Annotated in this window: 14 protein-coding genes; 8 read left to right on the top strand and 6 right to left on the bottom strand. The window is 59.3% G+C overall.

The annotated features are described in order from the left end of the window. Positions 1 to 151 precede the first annotated feature (151 nt). The 3 genes from purU to glyA form a co-directional block, all read right to left on the bottom strand. Positions 152 to 1,048, bottom strand: coding sequence for a formyltetrahydrofolate deformylase (purU, locus tag RHEC894_RS10270; RefSeq protein WP_071086614.1), 897 nt, complete (start codon positions 1,046 to 1,048; stop codon positions 152 to 154). A gap of 22 nt (positions 1,049 to 1,070) precedes the next feature. Beyond that, positions 1,071 to 1,967, bottom strand: coding sequence for a bifunctional methylenetetrahydrofolate dehydrogenase/methenyltetrahydrofolate cyclohydrolase FolD (gene folD / locus RHEC894_RS10265; protein ID WP_085737184.1), 897 nt, complete (start codon positions 1,965 to 1,967; stop codon positions 1,071 to 1,073). Positions 1,968 to 2,053: 86 nt separating this feature from the next. Continuing rightward, positions 2,054 to 3,331, bottom strand: coding sequence for a serine hydroxymethyltransferase (gene glyA / locus RHEC894_RS10260; RefSeq protein WP_085737183.1), 1,278 nt, complete (start codon positions 3,329 to 3,331; stop codon positions 2,054 to 2,056). Between the two features lie 126 nt (positions 3,332 to 3,457). Between glyA and RHEC894_RS10255 the strand changes: the two genes are divergently transcribed. The 6 genes from RHEC894_RS10255 to RHEC894_RS10230 all read left to right on the top strand — a co-directional run bounded on the left by RHEC894_RS10255 (position 3,458) and on the right by RHEC894_RS10230 (position 10,221). Beyond that, entirely contained in the window at positions 3,458 to 4,354 is an 897-nt protein-coding gene (locus RHEC894_RS10255; protein ID WP_071086608.1) for a LysR family transcriptional regulator, read from the top strand. Between the two features lie 305 nt (positions 4,355 to 4,659). Beyond that, entirely contained in the window at positions 4,660 to 5,691 is a 1,032-nt protein-coding gene (locus tag RHEC894_RS10250) for a transporter substrate-binding domain-containing protein (protein WP_071086606.1), read from the top strand. A 56-nt stretch (positions 5,692 to 5,747) separates the two neighbouring features. Beyond that, complete coding sequence (locus RHEC894_RS10245; RefSeq protein WP_085737182.1) at positions 5,748 to 6,962, top strand: ABC transporter permease subunit; 1,215 nt, start codon at positions 5,748 to 5,750, stop codon at positions 6,960 to 6,962. Then, positions 6,959 to 8,086, top strand: a complete 1,128-nt coding sequence (locus tag RHEC894_RS10240) for an amino acid ABC transporter permease (protein ID WP_071086602.1) — start codon at positions 6,959 to 6,961, stop codon at positions 8,084 to 8,086. The genes RHEC894_RS10245 and RHEC894_RS10240 overlap by 4 nt, the downstream gene beginning before the upstream one ends. A gap of 25 nt (positions 8,087 to 8,111) precedes the next feature. After that, positions 8,112 to 8,870 carry an amino acid ABC transporter ATP-binding protein gene (locus RHEC894_RS10235; RefSeq protein WP_049735604.1) on the top strand — a complete coding sequence of 253 codons (759 nt, stop codon included), beginning with the start codon at positions 8,112 to 8,114 and terminating at the stop codon, positions 8,868 to 8,870. A 28-nt stretch (positions 8,871 to 8,898) separates the two neighbouring features. Then, positions 8,899 to 10,221, top strand: coding sequence for a D-serine ammonia-lyase (locus RHEC894_RS10230; RefSeq protein WP_085737181.1), 1,323 nt, complete (start codon positions 8,899 to 8,901; stop codon positions 10,219 to 10,221). 122 nt (positions 10,222 to 10,343) lie between these two features. On the opposite strand, the gene RHEC894_RS10225 is transcribed toward RHEC894_RS10230, so the two are convergent. Both RHEC894_RS10225 and RHEC894_RS10215 read right to left on the bottom strand, forming a co-directional pair. After that, complete coding sequence (locus tag RHEC894_RS10225; protein WP_085737180.1) at positions 10,344 to 11,333, bottom strand: aldo/keto reductase; 990 nt, start codon at positions 11,331 to 11,333, stop codon at positions 10,344 to 10,346. A gap of 386 nt (positions 11,334 to 11,719) precedes the next feature. Further along, positions 11,720 to 13,219 carry an arylsulfatase gene (locus tag RHEC894_RS10215; RefSeq protein WP_085737179.1) on the bottom strand — a complete coding sequence of 500 codons (1,500 nt, stop codon included), beginning with the start codon at positions 13,217 to 13,219 and terminating at the stop codon, positions 11,720 to 11,722. Positions 13,220 to 13,817: 598 nt separating this feature from the next. Here RHEC894_RS10215 and RHEC894_RS10210 point away from each other — a divergent pair. After that, positions 13,818 to 15,302, top strand: coding sequence for a DUF1254 domain-containing protein (locus RHEC894_RS10210; RefSeq protein WP_085737178.1), 1,485 nt, complete (start codon positions 13,818 to 13,820; stop codon positions 15,300 to 15,302). Positions 15,303 to 15,365: 63 nt separating this feature from the next. Here RHEC894_RS10210 and RHEC894_RS10205 read toward each other — a convergent pair whose 3' ends face one another. Continuing rightward, a complete protein-coding gene (locus tag RHEC894_RS10205; protein WP_085738931.1) occupies positions 15,366 to 16,115 on the bottom strand; it encodes a hypothetical protein in 750 nt (249 codons plus the stop codon). Positions 16,116 to 16,730: 615 nt separating this feature from the next. On the opposite strand from RHEC894_RS10205, the gene RHEC894_RS10200 reads away from it, so the two are divergent. Beyond that, complete coding sequence (locus RHEC894_RS10200; protein WP_164517682.1) at positions 16,731 to 17,681, top strand: formylglycine-generating enzyme family protein; 951 nt, start codon at positions 16,731 to 16,733, stop codon at positions 17,679 to 17,681. Positions 17,682 to 17,945: the final 264 nt, after the last annotated feature.

Genomic DNA, 17,945 nt, shown 5'->3' with positions numbered 1-17,945 from the left:
TTGCGTGACCTTTAAGCAACGCAATGTGGCGAAAATGCAACGCACTCCGTCACATTGTCAAGCCGCGCAGGATCGCGTTCCGTCACTAAGGAGAGTTGCCCACGAATATGGGCAATCCCGCATCGTGACATGAGCGTGGGCTAAGCAGCGCTCAACCCATGCGCTCCGACGCGTATGAACCGGGGGAAGCCGGGAATACGACGGTCTTGTTGCCGTTGATGAATACCCGGCCATGGATGTGGGCGTGGATGGCTCGGGCGAGCACCTGGCTTTCAACGTCACGGCCGAGGCTCACATAGTCCTCGCCGCTCTGCGCATGTGTCACGCGGACGATGTCCTGCTCGATGATCGGGCCTTCGTCGAGGTCTGCGGTGACGTAGTGCGAGGTCGCGCCGATGAGCTTCACGCCCCGTTCGAATGCCTGCTTATAGGGATTGGCGCCCTTGAAGCTCGGCAGGAACGAATGGTGGATGTTGATGATCCTGCCGGACATCCTGCGGCACATGTCGTCGGACAGGACCTGCATGTAGCGGGCCAGCACGATGAGTTCGGCGCCTGACTCCTCGACGATCTGCATCTGCTTCGCCTCGGCCTCCGGCTTGTTTTCCCTAGTCACCTTGATGCAGTGGAACGGGATGTCGTGGTTCACGACGACCCGCTGGTAATCCGTATGGTTGGAGATCACGCCGACGATGTCGATCGGCAGCGCCCCGATGCGCCAGCGATAGAGGAGATCGTTCAGGCAGTGTCCGAAGCGGCTCACCATCAGGATCACCTTCTTCTTTTCGGTCTCATCGAAAAATTCGGCCTTCGCCTCGAACTTGTCGGCGATCGGCTCGAAGCCTTGACGAAGCTGGTCAAGCGTATGGCCGTCGTACGGCTGGAAACTGATCCGCATGAAATAGCGTCCGGTGTCAGCGTCGTCGAATTGCGCGCTGTCGGAGATGTTGCAGCCGTTCTGGGAGAGATAGCCGGCGATGGCGGCCGTCACGCCGCGGATCGACGGGCATGCGACACGCAGAGCGTAGCGAGGGGCCGTGATGGTCATGTCTATCTCCTTGTTCGTCGTCTCAGGCCGCGGCGATCATCGCGTGGTGGCGGCGGAATGCGGTGAGCGTGTTGGACAGCAGGCATGCGATCGTCATCGGGCCGACGCCGCCCGGCACCGGCGTGATGGCGCGCGCGTGGCCGGCTTCGCCATATGCCACGTCGCCGACGATCCGCGATTTTTCGCCGTCCTGTATCCGGTTGATGCCGACGTCGATCACGACGGCGCCGGGCTTGATCCAGTCACCCCGAACCAGGCCCGCCCGACCGGCCGCGACGACAAGAATGTCGGCCGCCCGGCAAAGTTCTGCCGCGTTCCTCGTCTGCGAGTGAACGACCGTGACGGTACAGTGGGCATTCATCAGCATCTGCGCCATCGGTTTTCCGACGATGTTGGACTTGCCGACGATGACGGCATGAAGGCCGGAGAGGCTCTCGCCGAGCGTATCCTTGATGAGCATCATGCAGCCGAGAGGGGTGCAGGGAACCAAAGCCGGGTTGCCCGTTGCAAGGCGGCCCGCATTCGACACATGGAAGCCGTCGACATCCTTGTCGGGATTGATGGCCTGGATCACGGCGTTCGGATCCAAATGCGCCGGCAGCGGCAACTGAACAAGAATTCCATGCACTTCTGAATCGTTGTTAAGGTGATGCACTAGGTCTAGAAGTTCGCCCTGCGTGGTTTCCTGAGCAAGCCGGTATTCGAAGGACTTCATTCCGGCGGCAACCGTCTGACGGTGCTTTGAAGCCACATAAATTGCGCTTGCCGGGTCGTGCCCCACCAGAACGACGGCCAGACCGGGAACGGCCCCAGTCGTTGCCTCCAGCGTTTCGACATCGGCCTTGATGCGCTGCAAGAGCCCTGCTGCGTACTCTTTGCCATCGATGTTTGCGGCGCGTGTGAATCTGTCCATTCCCATGGGGTGCTCCATTGCATCCAAGCTCGAACCAGCAAAATGCCGCGCCCGGAGATGTGGGCGGGGCATTTCCGCATGGGTACGTTGCCTTAGTGGCCGTAGACCGGGAACTTCTCGGTCAATTCCGCGATCTTCGCTCTGGCAGTTCCGACGATCTCGTCGGTCCTGCCCTCTGTCTCGGCGTCAATGAGATCCGCGATGACATGGCCGAGAACCCGGAATTCCTCCTCCTTCAAGCCACGTGTCGTCGCAGCGGAGGAGCCAAGGCGCATGCCGACCCACTCCGGAGGACGAGGGCTGTCGCCGGGGATCGGGTTCTTGTTGGATGTGATATTCGCCCTGGCGAGCAGCGTCTCAGCCTGTTTTCCAAGCAGTCCCTTGCTCGACAGATCGAGCAGGATGATGTGGGTATCGGTGCCGCCGGAAACGATGCGAACGCCACGATCCGCCAGCGTTTCGGCGAGAACCTTCGCGTTTTCAACGACCTGGCGGGCATAGAGCTTGAAATCGTCGCGGAGGGCTTCACCCAGGCAGATCGCCTTGGCGGCCAGGACGTTGCTGTGCAGCGATCCCTGGACGCCGGGAAACACTGCCGCCTGCAGCTTCTTGTACCATTCCTCGTTGTTGGTGAGGATCAGGCCGCCACGCGGACCGCGTAGCGTCTTGGTGGTGGTGCAGGTCACGATGTCGGCATGCGGGAACGGCGAAGGATGGACGCCGCCGGCAACGAGGCCGGCGATATGGGCCATATCCACCAGGAAGTGGGCGCCGACCTTCTTTGCGATCTTCGACATGCGCTCGAAGTCGAGTTCGCGCGGATATGCCGAACCACCTGTTATCAGCAGCTTCGGGCGGATTTCTTCGGCGATGCGTTCCATCTCATCAAGGTCGATGACCTCGTTCTGCGGGTTGACGCTGTAATTGTTGGCGTCGAACCAGCGGCCCGACAGGTTCGCCTTCATGCCGTGCGACAGGTGGCCGCCGGCCGCGAGGTCGAGCGAAAGCACCTTTTCGCCTGGCTTGAGAAGCAGGAAGAAGACGGCCAGGTTGGCCTGCGTCCCCGAGTGCGGCTGAACGTTGGCGTAGCCGCAATTGAACAGCTGCTTGGCGCGGTCGATCGCGGCCTGCTCGGCAATGTCGACGAACTGCCCGCCACCGTGAAAACGATTGCCCGGATAGCCTTCGAGTGTCTTATTGGTGATCTCGTGCCCCAAGGCGTCGAGAACCGCACGGCTGACGATATTCTCTGAAGCGATGAGCTCAATCTGGTTCTGCTGGCGGGCCCGCTCGGACGCGAGGGCATCGGCGACGAGTGGATCAGCCTCCTGGACGGTGGTGTTGAAATGCACCCTTGCAGCGTTGGTCATCTGAGTTCTCCAATTCCTCGAATTCGTGAGGCGGACCCTAGATCGATCGAAACGCCAGAAAAAGTTAATAATATTTGCTTATACGTTCAGATATGCTAATGATTTCGGGGCTGCGAGGAGGTCGTTATGGATGTCGGACGTCTGCGGGCACTGCGCGAACTGTCGATCCGCAAGACCATGGCGGCGGTGGCAGAAGCCTTACACGTCTCGCCGTCGGCCGTGTCGCAGCAAATTGCGCTTCTTGAAGAAGAGGTGGGCATACGGCTCGTCGAGCGACGCGGGCGGGGCGTTGTCATGACGCCCGCCGGCCAGCAGCTGGTGCTGCGGGCAGAGAAGATCCTGATCGAAATCGAATCGGCGAAAGCCGACATTGCCGAATTGAAAAGCGTCGTTTCCGGCGAACTTCGGGTAGCGGCGTTTCCTTCCGTGGCGGCCGCCGTCATTCCGAAGGTCGTCTACGACCTTGCCGAACGGCACCCTCACCTCACCGTCCAGTTCGAAGAAATGGAGCCGGGCGAAAGCGTTGCCGCGCTGCGAAGCTGGCAGACGGATGTCGCGATTATCGATGACTTGAATATATCGACCGGCGCGCTCGATCCCAATATCGAGACGATCTTCCTGATGGAGGACGTGTTCAACGTCATGGTCTCCAAGGATCACAGGCTGTCGGAGCGGCCAACCGTTGGCCTGCATGAGCTTCGGGAGGACCGGTGGGCGATCGACACCGCTTCCGACACCTATACGAGGATGCTGGTGGAGGCCTGTCAGGAAGAGGGATTCAAGCCCAACATCGTGGCGAGGTGCAAGGGATTCGAAGTGACCATTGCGCTGATCCGGCAGAATTACGGCATCTCGATCCTGCCTGGCCTGCGCGCCAGCTATGATCTCGAAGACGTCTGGGTCTGCAGGCTCGTTCCGGAAATCCGCCGGAGGATATTTATCGCCTTCCGCAAAGAGGAAAAGCGCAGTCCGGCCCTTCAGGTGTTCCTTGACCGAATGGCCGAGAAGCCGCCCCTGTCTTGACGCCCGGGGCCGACGCAACAGACCCCATGCTGACAAAACCTCCATCATTCCGAGGCAACAAAACAACAAATTTCCTAATGTATCACCTCAGGAGAATTAAGTAGATTTGAAGAGACCCCGCTCCTACTCTCCATCTGCCAATTGATGGGACTGGGAGCGAGGATCGCGCGCAGACCTTGGCCAATAGTGGGAACGACGCAGTCAGAAAGGCGATAACGCCTCCAGCGTCTTACCGGACTTTCGATCGAGCCATCGCTCATTGATTTGGCGTCACCGTCACTACGCGATCCGAAAGGGGAACTTCGATGAAACTACTCAAAATCCTGACTGCCGGCGTTTTCGCAGGCGTTGCGTTCACGGCGGCCAATGCTTCCGCCTCCGTTCTCGACACGGTCAAGCAGCGCGGTGTGCTCAACTGCGGCACCGACAACACCGCTCCCGGCTTCGGCTATCTCAATACTACGACCGGACAGATGGAAGGGCTCGACGTCGACTTCTGCAAAGCGGTTGCCGCCGGCGTTCTCGGCGACGCCTCCAAGGTCAAGTTCATCACGGTGACCGACAAGAGCCGCTTTGACGCAGTCCTCACCGGCCAGGTCGATGTCGTCTTCGCCCACACCACGATCAAACCGGCGCGCGAATCGTCGATCGCGATCGATTTTCTGCCAATCAACTTCTACGACGGCACCGGCCTCATGGTGAAAACCGATGCCGGGATCAAGGAATTCGCAGACCTCGATGGCGCAACGATCTGCACCACGCAGGGATCGGCCACCGAGACCGTTCTGGCTGCTGCCTTCAAGGCGCGTGGCTGGAAGGACTCCAAGGTTCTGACCTATGAAAACCTCGAGAAGCTTTTCTCCGCTCTCAACTCGGGTCGTTGCAATGCGATGAGCACCGACAAATCAGCCCTTGCCGCCTGGGCGGGGAATGCACCGAAGCCAGCCGACTATCTGATCCTCCCGGATACGCTGGACAAGTCCCCGTTCGGCGGCTTCGTGGCTGCCAACGACTCCAAGTGGCGCAACGCGCTGCGCTGGATCGAATACGGCCTCTTCCAGGCCGAGGAGTCCGAGATCACCCAAGCCAATCTGGCCGAAAAGCTGAAGAGCGAAGATCCCTTCATTCAGAAGTTCCTCGGCGTCGGCGGTGGCTACGGCAAGGACTTCGGCCTCTCCGACGATTTCATTGCTCAGGCGATCAAGGCCGTCGGCAACTACGGCGAGGCCTACGATCGTAACCTCGGTCCGAAGACCAAGATGTATCTCGACCGCAAGGGCACGCCGAACGCCTTGTGGACGCAGGGTGGCGCAATCTACTCGCCGCTCTGGAACTGATGCCTTCCGGGGGTCGGAACCACACGTTTCGCCCCCCAAGCTCTTGGAGCCTGAACATGACAATCCACGAAACGAGTGCGATCCGCGGCATGGCAGAGAGTGATAGACTGAGGTCGCGGCGCCTGCGCAATCGCATCCGGCACGAAGCGATCCAGCTCGGAATCGTCGCTCTGGTCGTCGTGCTGCTCGGCATGCTGGCATATGCGGTCAAGGCTGGCCTTGCCGAGAAAGGCATACGGTTCAGCTTCTCGTTTCTTGCCAACACCGCCGGCTTCGATATCAGCGAAGGATGGACGCTGACATCTGGTGAAGGCTTCGTCCCCAACCTCACCCAGTTCTCTTCGGAGATGTCGATCGCGTCGGCTTTCGTCACAGGCATCTTCAACACCGCCAAGATCGCACTGCTGGCAATCATCCTCAGCACGATCCTCGGAACGATGCTCGGCGTCGGCCGTCTCTCCACGAACTGGGTGGTGAGAAACCTCTGTTTCTGGATCGTCGAGTTCGTCCGCAACACGCCGCTGCTCATACAGCTCGTCTTCTGGTATTTCGCGGTCGTCCTGCACTTTCCTCCCATGGCGTCTGCAGCAAAGCTCTACGGCGGCCTTATCGTCAGCCAGCAAGGCATATACGTCCCCACGCTGTCCTGGACCGGCGACGCATCCACCCTTTCGCTGATCCTGGTCACCGCCACAGGAGTGTCGGCGCTCGGCGCAATATTCGACCCCATCCGTGGAGCGCGGCGGATATGCGTCGGCGCGGCGGTCGTCTGCCTCGGGCTGCTGGTCGCGACCGGCGGGATGACCGTAAATTTCCCCGTCGCCAACAAGTTCAAGGCCAGCGGGGGAACCAGCATCAGCCCGGAGATGGCAGCCCTTCTGCTTGCCATCGTCGTGAGCAGCGCTTCCTTCATCGCCGAAACCGTCCGCGGCGCGATCGACGCTCTTCCGAAGGCCCAATGGGAAGCCGCGGGGTCGCTGGGGCTCAGCCGGCGCGACACCGTCAACGACATCATCCTTCCGCAAGTGTTCCGCGTCGTTCTCCCCTCCTTCGGCAATCAGTATATCAGTCTGACCAAGAACACCGCGCTCGGGATCGCGGTCGGATATCCGGATCTCTTCAACATTTACGGGACGATCGCCAATCAGACCGGCCACAGCCTTGAAGGCATCATCATCGTCATGGCGTCCTACCTGATCCTCAGCTGGATCATCAGTTCGTCCGTGTACTGGGCGAACCGCCGTCTTAACCCCATGGGAGTGTCGCAATGATCGCCACCTCAATAAAGTGGACCCGCCACAACCTGTTCGGAAAGCCTTTCGACGTCGCCCTGTCGCTGCTGGTCATTCCTGGCGCGCTCTGGCTCGCCTATTCGATCCTTGACTGGGCGCTCACCACGGCAAGGTGGGATATCATCGTGCAGAGCCTGCGGGTGCTGATGATCGGCGTTTTTCCAGCCGATCAGGCGTGGCGCGCATGGACGGCGTCAGCGATCATCGCAGCGATCCTCGGCGCCGGTCTCGGCTGCGTGTTTTCGTTCAAGCCTCACCATGGGCTGGTTCTCGTCCTCGTCCCCTTGTTGATTTTGATCGCCGATCATGGCGATCCGCAGAACGCCCTGTCTGCGGCAGGCGTCGTGGCCGCAACCGCGCTGGGATGGGCGCTGACGTCGTATGTGCCATTGTCCAGGAAGGCGATGCCGGCTGCGGCGTTTACGGGCTTCATCGTCGTCGTGGCGGTCATGGCCCCTCCGGGCGTGGGGCTCTGGGGCGGACTTCTTCTCAGCGTCCTGCTGACGCTGGTGACGTCGGTCCTGTCTCTGCCGATCGGCATCCTGCTCGCCTTCGGACGGCAGAGCCGGCTCTCAAGTCTCAGGATCATCTGCACCTGGTACATCGAGGTCATGCGCTCGGTGCCGCTCATCCTCGTCGTCTACTGGATCTGGATCCTCATGCCGGTCCTTGCGCCGCAGTGGGGACTGGCCGACGTCGCGCGCGGCATGATCGGCTTCACGATCTTCTACTCCGCCTATGTCGCCGAATATGTCCGAAGCGGGCTTCAGGCAGTTCCGCGCGCCCAGACCGAGGCGGCAAGGTCTCTCGGCATCAGCGAATTCGACATCAACCGCTCGATCGTTCTGCCACAAGCGCTCCGGGTCGTGGTGGCGCCGCTGGTCGGCAACGTGCTCGACATCTTCAACTCCGCGCCGCTCGTCTTCATCATCGGACTGACGGATTTTCTCCGCGCGGGGCAGATGATCCTGGCGAACCCACAATATGGCGACCGGACTTTCGAAGTCCTCTCGTTCCTGCTCGTCACCTATTTTCTGGTCGGCTCGATGATCACCTATGCCGCCAGAAAGCTCGAAGACCATATGGCAACGAGTGCCCGCTGAGCTGTTCCAACACGGAGAGATCACGATGAACGCCATCGTCGAAATGAAAAGCATGAACAAGTTCTACGGCGCCCACCATGTGCTCAAGGACATCGATCTCGCCGTCACACGCGGCGAAGTCATGGTCATTCTCGGGGCCAGCGGCTCAGGAAAGTCGACCCTCATCCGCTGCGTCAACGGCCTCGAAATGTACCAGAACGGCAGCCTCGTCGTGGACGGCTATGAAATGCCCGTCGAGGCCGACCGGAAGCTTGGCGGCGAACGCGAACTCGCGGCGATCCGCAAGGGCGTCGGCATGGTCTTCCAGCAATTCGGCCTGTTCCCGCACAAAACAGTGCTGGACAATATCACCATCGCGCCGATGCGGGTCCGCAAAAAGTCGCGGGAAGAGGCCGAAGCCACCGCCATGAAGCTCCTCGACCGCGTCGGCCTCAAGGCGCATGCGCACAAATATCCGGGCCAGCTGTCCGGCGGCCAGCAGCAGCGCGTGGCCATCGCCCGCTCGCTCGCCATGGAACCGCATCTGATGCTGTTCGACGAGCCCACGAGCGCGCTTGATCCCGAAATGGTCGGCGAAGTCCTCGACGTCATGCGGGAACTGGCCACCGAGGGCATGACGATGATGGTGGTGACCCATGAAATGGGGTTCGCAAGAGAGGTCGCCGACCGCGTCGTCTACATCGACCAAGGCTCGATCATCGAGATCGGGAAGCCGGACGAGTTCTTCGACAATCCGAAAAACGACCGGGCTCGCTCTTTCCTCGCCCGCGTCCTAAGACACTGACCAGCCCGGCTCACGAATGGAAATGTCCATGAACACGATACTGCCCAGTGATCCCGCTCGCGATGATGTTCTCGCGGGCCGACCGACCCTCTGGCTCAATCCGTCCTACCGGAAACAGGCGATCGATACCTCGGACCTGCCGGTTTCACCGGCCGATGTGCAGAGCGCGCGCCAGAACTGGCAGCGCTTGGCGCCGCTTCTTGCCGAATGCTTTCCGGAACTGAAGGATACGGGCGGCGAGATCCGCTCCGAACTGGTCGAACTCAAGGAACTCCGCGAGGCGCTCGGCTATCGAACGAGAGAGTTCGGCAACGTCTTCATCAAGGCCGACAGCCACCTGCCGGTTGCCGGCTCCATCAAGGCGCGCGGCGGCGTCTACGAGGTTTTCCTCTTTGCCGAAGGCCTCGCCCGTCAGAACGAACTGCTCGCTGACGGCGAGGATATCCGGAAGCTGGCAACCGAAGAGGCCCGCTCGTTATTTTCAGCCTATACCGTGGCGGTGGGCAGCACCGGAAATCTCGGCTTGAGCGTCGGCATCGCCGCGCGCGCGCTCGGCTTCAAAGCCACGGTTCACATGTCGTCCGACGCCAAGGCCTGGAAGGTCGAGCGCCTGCGGAAGCTCGGCGTCGATGTCATCCAGCACGAGGCGGACTATACGACCGCCGTCGAAAACGCCCGCGACATCGCCGACGCCGATCCGACGATCTATTTCGTCGACGACGAACAATCGCGGCACCTGTTCCTCGGGTACAGCGCAGCGGCGTCGGAGCTGGCATCGCAACTCGACGAGCGTGGGATCACGATCGATGAGGAAAATCCGCTTTTCCTCTACCTGCCCTGCGGCATCGGCGGCGCACCGGGTGGCGTCGCCTTCGGCGCCAAGGCGATCTTCGGCGACAACGTGCACGCCTTCTTCGTCGAGCCGGTTCAGTCGCCCTGCGCCCTCGTCCACATGATGTCGGGTTCGCAGGAGCTGGTGTCGGTCTACGACGTCGGCCTGACCAACAAGACCGAAGCCGACGGCATGGCCGTCGCCCGCATGTCGGCCTTCGTGGCCAAGGTGATGCGCGAGATGCTCGCCGGCGTCTACACGGCCGCCGACAACGATCTGTTCAAGCTGCTTCGCATGGCGTGGATTACCCAAAGGCAGAAGCTGGAGCCTTCGGCCGCCGCCGCCTTGCTCGGGCCCGACTTCCTTTTGCGTCATAGGGAAGGTCGGCGTTTCCAAACGGTGCACGGCATCGAGAAGAAGATGTCGCGGGCGACGCATGTGCTCTGGACAACAGGCGGTTCATTCGTCCCGGAGGAGCAGTTCCAGAACTTCCTCCGTCAGGCGGAAGCCCTCGCGTAGTCGCATGCCGAATGGTGCCACAGGCGCGGGTCGGGAACGATCCGCGCCTGTCGACCTGATGCCGCAGCCTTCAGGTTTCTGTTTTCATGCAGGTCGTCAGCGCGAAGTCGCGCGCGACGGCTTCAGAATCGGCGCGGGCCTTCCGGTTTGTTTCCGACGATCCCGTCGATCCGGTCCAGCACCTCAGGCGTCATCTTCTGTCTGTGTGAAAGGGCCGCGAGATTGTCCTGTAGCTGGCTGGCGCGCGAGGCGCCGAGAATGACTGTGGAGACGTTGCGATTGGCGAGGCACCATAACAAGGCGAGATGGGTGATCGACAGGCCAATCTCGTCCGCGAGTTTCGCAAGTTCGCCAACCTGTTTGAGCTGGGCGCGGCCGGCGTCGCTCGACCACTTCTCTTTCAGCCATTCATAGCCGGGCAAGTTCATGCGGCTGTCGGCCGGCACGCCGTCATTGTATTTGCCGGTCAGGACGCCCGAGGCGAGCGGCGACCAGATGGTGGTGCCGAGGCCGATGAGGTCGTAGAGCGGCAGATAATCGGATTCGACCTTCTGGCGTTCGAAGATGTTGTACTGCGGCTGTTCCATGGTCGGCGGCGTGATGCGCAGGTCGCGGGCCACGGCATAGGCTTCCGTCAATTGCTGCGCCGACCATTCCGACGTGCCCCAATAGAGCACCTTGCCCTGGGCGACGAGATCGTGCATCGCCCGGACCGTTTCCTCGACCGGCGTGTCGATATCCGGGCGGTGGCAGAAATAGAGATCGAGGTAATCGACCTGAAGCCGCTTCAGCGCGGCATGGCAGGCATCGGTCACATGCTTGCGCGACAGGCCGCGCTGCGTCGGCTTCTGGCCACCCCAGAAGACCTTGCTCGAGACGACGAAGCTGTCACGGCTCCAGCCAAGCGATTTCAGCGCCTCGCCCATGACGATCTCGGACTTGCCGCTTTCGTATCCTTCGGCATTGTCGAAGAAGTTCACCCCATTGTCATAGGCAAGCTTCATGAGGTCGACGGCGTCGCCTCCATGGACCTGCTTGCCGAATGTCACCCATGAGCCGAAGGAGAACTCGCTCACCTGCAGGCCCGACTTTCCCAAACGACGATATTCCATCATGTAGCTCCTGCAAATTATGAACATGTGCCGGCCGGTAACCGGCCTTGACATCACACGATCGATCAACGACCGATCGGCTTAATCTATGGCATGAACGACGATATACGAGCCTCGGCGCAACAAGCTGCTGAAACCAGCCCAGAGAAAGACAGCCGAGCTCGTTTTGGAACTGGGGCTCCCGTCGTTCTCGCAAAACAATGATGGCGATGTGACATTCGAGCGAATGTCGCGGGAAGGACCGTAAAGGTATCGCCCTGTCGAACAGCGGGGAAAATCGCTTCGACTGACCGGCGGTTCGGCGGCGCTGGTGCGAGCTTTGGAACGAGAGAGCCCGGCCGACAAAATTCCAAGCCGCTCGTCCTCGGGATGAGCCGCCAAATCACTCAATCGCCAACATTAAACATTTCGGCCGCGTCGGGCAGCACCGTGTCCGAATGCAAGAGCAATCGCACGGCGTCCTGCATGATTAAGGGGGGAGACATCTGTGAGGCGAACTCGATCACTCGCGCTTGCAGTTTCTTGACCATCTCGGGGTTTTGATCGGCAAGGTTTGTGGTCTCGGACCTATCTTTCGAAAGATCGAAGAGCTCGACTTTCGGCGGCAACGTCGTCTTCCACACAAGCTTCCAATCGCCCTGGCGGACGGCGGCAGTCATTGGTTCGATGTTGTAGACGATCTCCGTGCGTGGCGATGGCTTTCCTTCGCCAAGCATCGGCCACATGTCCATCCCGTCGAGCGGCTTGTTTTTGCCGAGCCTAGCGCCGGCGAGCGCCGCCAAGGTCGGATACATGTCGACGACGTGCATCATTCCGTCGGCCGAGCCAGGCACGATCTTTCCCGGCCAGTTGATCAGGCCGGCGACGCGGGTGCCTCCTTCATAGGTCGTCCCCTTTCCCTGCCGGTAAGGACCGTTGTCGGCCGGAAGCTTGCCCTTGACATCGCTTTCACCCGCAAAGAAGGCATCGACCACGCCGCCGTTGTCGCTGTGAAAGACAATGAGCGTATTCTCGCGCATGCCGCGCGTTTCGAGAGCTTCGACGACCCTGCCAATGCCATCATCCATCACCGAGATCATCGCTGCATAGCCTCGACGGCTCTCGTCGGCGATGTGGCTGTTACGTTCAAGATATTCCTTTGGCGCCTGGAAGGGCGTATGCGGCGACGTGAAGGCCAGATACAGGAACAAAGGTTTCGACTGATCGTGTTCATTGATCACTCGCACGGCTTCGGTAGCGAACAGGATATTGTCGAATCCTTCCTCCTCGATGGCTTCGTTATTCCGGTACCAATCAGCATTGCCGTTTGCCGACTTGTGCGTGAAGTGATCGATCTCGCCAAGCAGAGCGCCATAGAATGAATCGAAGCCGCGCTGGCGCGGCCAGAATGCCGTTTTGGCGTGGCCGAGATGCCATTTGCCGCTGGCAGCGGTGGCGTAGCCTGCTTCCTTCAGCATTTCCGGCAAGAGATAGTCATCGAGCGCCAAGCCGTAGGTGCCGCCCTGGGGAATGACGGCGGTCTGCATGCCGTAGCGGAACGGATAACGCCCCGTCATGAACGCCGCCCGGGTCGGTGTGCACATCGGCTGGGCGTAGAATTGCTCAAGCCGCCCCCCCTTTTCCGCCAGTTGGTCGATGTTTGGCGTCTTTATGTCAGAGCCATGAAACCCGACATCCTTCCAACCCAAATCGTCGGCGAGGATAAAAACAATGTTCGGCTTGGTCGACTGTGCCAAAGTCGCCGTTCCGGAAGCAAGCGTGGCGGCCAATCCGCGCACGCCAATCCTGCCAGCGATTTGCGCCGCCGCCAGCGAACCGCCAGTCGTAAGCATTGTCCGGCGCGTAAACTTTTTTGGACCGATCTTGTTATCAGCGTCCTCGTCCATCAGTTTCTGCCTCCCCTTTGCCCACCGGTTTGTCCGGCATTTTGCGCAAGAACAGTCCGTTGATGATCAAGCCTCCACCGGCAGGGATAAAGCGAGTGCATGAACGCTCAGGCTTCCGGATCTCAGGATAGATCGGCAAAGCTGTCGACGCGCAACTTTCTGATGTAGCCTGACGCATACCAATGTGCGGTCGATGTAATCGCAATCAATTGTCATGTCCGAGCGCGCGACGATCTGCTTCCTTGTCATCATGGTCGTCTCAATGACGCACCGTTTCAATTAGTCTTTTAGGATGACGGGGATGTCCCTTGGTGTGCCAAAGATTTCGCGAGCACGACATCAGCGAAAATGCTGATGCATGATGGCCTTCCCCGTCCGGTCGCAAGCTGCGATCTTCGTTCCATGGTTGTCTCAATCACCCCCAATTACTGGTTGCACCCGTATGAGTTAGTTGCCTCCGGTATTGGTGTAACTATCCCTAGTTTAGCTTTCTATTTATAATTCCACCCGGCACGCAGCCACAAAGCAGCTATGTGCCCAGGGGATACATCAATAGATCCATTCGCATTTCACCTGATCTTAACAACAGGAGGAAGCAATGCGTGCACTGACGAATGATGACGGAAACCTACTCTGCAAATTAAGACCTGCAGCTTTTCTCGCTCTTGGCCTCGCGGCTTTTTCGATCGGCGCGGCAGATGCGAACTCCATCAGCGAAGAAGAGGCGCATGCGATAGGCGTGGAAGCGTACGTTTATTTCTATCCACTACTATCTATGGACATCACCCGGAAGCAATTGACCAACGTCGAAGCCAAGAAGGGTGCGATCGGCGGCCCGTCAAATCAGTTTAACAACATCCTCGAGTTTCCTCCGGCGGACATGAAAGTCGTGGTCCGACCGAATTTCGACACTCTATATTCGAGCGCCTGGCTTGATTTGACGAAAGAACCGGTCGTTGTTTCGGCGCCCGACACCGGCGGACGTTTCTACCTGCTGCCCATGCTGGATATGTGGACGGACGTGTTCGCGGCACCCGGCTGGCGGACCACCGGAACTGCGGCCGGCCATTTCCTGATTGCCCCTCCTGGCTGGCGGCCTGATCTCAGTGAAGGGTTCGATGAGTTCAAGCTGCCGGCGGGAACCCAACGGATCAATGCACCGACACCCTATGTATGGGTCATCGGACGGACAAAGACCGATGGACCGCCTGACTATGACGCCGTTCATAAGGTCCAGGACGGTTACACCGTCACATTGCTTTCGGAGTGGGGAAAGGAGGCAAAACCGGCACCGGTGAAAATCGACCCGTCGGTGGATATGAAGACCCCACCCAAGACCCAGGTCGATACCGCCTCGGCAGGAGCTTATTTCGCCTATGCTGCCGAGCTCCTGAAACTTCATCCGCCGCACATTACCGATCAGCCCTTGCTTGCCCGAATGCAGAGGATCGGCATTGAATCAGGCAAGAGTTTCGATCTTTCCAAAGCAGATGCGGTCGTCCAAAAGGCGCTCGAGACAGTTCCACAGGACGCTCAGGCGCTGATGGCTTGGAAGGTGAAGACGCTGGCACGCGTCGCCAACGGTTGGTCGATGAATACCGACACGATGGGCGTATATGGCAATTACTATCTAAAGCGCGCCATCATTGCCCAACAAGGTCTCGGCGCCAACCTGCCCGAAGACGCCATCTATCCGCTTAATCTTGCCGACGAAAACGGCCAGCCGCTTGATGGCGGAAACAACTACGCGATCCACTTTGACAAGGATCAAATTCCACCGGTCCAAGCCTTCTGGTCTGTGACGTTATATGACGACGAAGGATTCCAGGTTGCCAATTCCCTCAACCGCTTCGCAGTCAGCAGCTGGATGCCGTTCAAGTACAACGCCGACGGTTCACTCGATCTCTATTTCCAAAACGAGAGCCCCGGCAAGGACATGGAATGGAACTGGTTGCCAGCACCTCAAGGGCGGTACAACCTGACAATGCGGCTCTATGCACCAAAGCCCGATGCTCTGACGGGCAGATGGACTCCCCCACCGGTCACCAAGGCAAGCACAGCATCTCCTCTGGCGGCGCAATAGCCGACTGATTCGAAAACTGCGCCAAAGAAATCCGGATAGAACTCTTCTGTCGGAGGAAACCCGCTAGAACCGGATCGCAAGGCCCAGAATCGGGCCTTGCTGGACGGCATCGAATACGAAGCCGTCATTGCGATAATCGACGCCGAGGGCGCGGTAGCCCGCGACGGCGGAGATGGTTTCGTTAAACTTGTAGCCGAGCCCTGCCATAACATCCCAATCGATATCTGCACCGCCGCCGCCGACAAGTCCCCAGCCCGTCAGGAAGACTTTCGGTGTGAAAAAGTAGTCACCCTTGATGCCGGCCAGGGCGTCCACCCATGTGGCGCTGTCGTCCTCGGAAACCCCGTCAAGAATGCCGCCGTTGAAAGATATGTTGGTGTCAACGGACCAGAGCCTGGCACCGCCCACGACATCGAGACGGCCGTTGGGACCGTCAAGGACCGAATAGCCCACGCCGAGCAGTCCGGCAAAAGTCTTGGAGGTAACCTCGACGTTGTTCACGATGAGACCCCTTGGCGTGTCGGCGTCATTGGAGAGCTTGGTGTACATGATGTCGCCGAAGATGCTGAAGCGATCGTAGCGCGCTTCGCCAATGGCCATCATCGCAAAATCGAGGTTCTCAAAGATATCGCCGAAGCTTGCGTCGACATGAACCTGAGGAAGGCCAAACTGCGCCATGTCTCCGGACATGCTCGCACCCCAGAAATAAGGGGCAAACGTAAAAGTCCATCCACTCTGGGTCTCTATAGGTTTTGCCTCCGGGTTCAAAAGCGACGTCATATCCGCCGCCTCGAGTGAGCCACAAGCGGTCATTGCGCCTAGAAAGATGGCGGCATATCCAATGTAGTATTTCAAGTTCTTATCCCCCCAAGAGATTCGCCGCCCCTTCGCGGCGATTCAGATCATGCTGCATAGACCTTTCGTTCGCTCAGCGAATATCGCGGAGCGCAAAGCCATCCAGCACGGCCGGCGGCCGCGACAGCTGTAGTTCGGAAATATATGCTGATCAGGTACTTAACCGAGATAATACGAGCCCCCCGCCGCGGCCGGTCGCCGATAATTATATTAGCATCACCTTACCATTCAATGGTATGATTCGAAAACAAATCTCGGTCAAGGCGTGAGAGCCGTGACCTCTGATTGATTTCGCGGTTTCGAATCAACAATCCAAGGCTGCGCGAGATCTTCGCCCGAGACTTTCCGCAGTGGCTGTGAATGGATGCTCAAGTCGGCCTTTCGGCTCCGGCGGCAGTATGCGCCGGCACCAAAGGCCAAGGAGCAATCGGCGGACAATTGGAGGTCGCGGTGCTGCGAGCAACAAAGCACGAGTTTCCAAGGCAAAAAAGATCCAAGGCTTCGCTGCTTCAACGAGGCGAGACGCCCTTGAGCAAGCCAGCCGTGAGGGCTGCGCATCCCCGGGAATTGACGATGGCCTACATTCCTGGCGGCACATTTCGGATGGGCTCAGACAAGTATTATCCTGAGGAAGCGCCCATGCATCGCGTGACCGTCGATGGCTTTTGGGTGGATCGGACACCGGTCACAAACCGCCAATTTCGAGAATTCGTCGAAGCCACCGGTTACGTGACTTTTGCCGAGATCGCTCCTGATCCAAGAGATTATCCTGGTGCACCCCCACATCTTCTCAAGGCCGGTTCCGCAGTATTCTTGCCTCCGAACCATCCGGTCAACCTTCGTGACATTTCGCAGTGGTGGACATTCACTTTCGGCGCGAACTGGCGTCATCCGTATGGAAAGGGCAGTTCGATCCGTAAACTGGACGATCACCCTGTCGTGCATGTCGCGTATCAGGACGCCGCAGCCTATGCGGCCTGGGCCGGCAAATCGCTTCCGACGGAAGCTGAATGGGAATTCGCGGCGCGTGGCGGCCTTGATGGTGCCGAATATGCCTGGGGTGACGAACTCACCGCTGGAGGCAGACACATGGCAAACACCTGGCAAGGACAATTCCCACACGAAAATAGTGCGGACGACGGCTTCGAGCGGACGTCTCCAGTCAGGGCATTTCCGGCGAATGGCTATGGCGTGTACGACATGATCGGCAATGTGTGGGAATGGACAACCGATTGGTATTCACCACGGAATAAGGGCGACGCGTCCAAAGCCTGCTGCATTCCACAAAATCCGCGCGGTGCATCTGAAAGTGACAGCTATGATCCCTGCATGCCCGAAATCAGAATTCCCCGGAAAGTCATCAAGGGCGGATCGCACCTTTGCGCGCCCAACTATTGCCGCCGTTATCGTCCCGCCGCACGACATCCTGAGCCGGTCGACACGTCGACGAGCCACCTGGGTTTTCGATGCATTGTGCGAAACTCAGAAACCGAGGTGACTGAAGGCGTTAATTCCAATGGCTGACGAGGCGCTGGTCACTTGCGAGGCCGTAGCAATATTTCCTATCTCGATGCTTGGTATCGGAACCCTAAATGGCACCCTGCCATTAAGTCGACAGAAGCAACGGCCGATCACGCGACTTAGAACGGATTAGCAACATCCGAGCGGAAGCGGGACGCTATCACCCACCGACCACCGCGTGCCATCCACCTGTTATCCACAGTTTATCCACAGGCGCGGTGGCGGCGACCACAGCAACTTCAATGACATTTGCCCGACAGCAAACAA

The sequence above is a fragment of the Rhizobium sp. CIAT894 genome, assembly GCF_000172795.2.
Lineage (GTDB): Bacteria > Pseudomonadota > Alphaproteobacteria > Rhizobiales > Rhizobiaceae > Rhizobium.
This window is presented reverse-complemented; position numbering and strand designations above follow the sequence as displayed.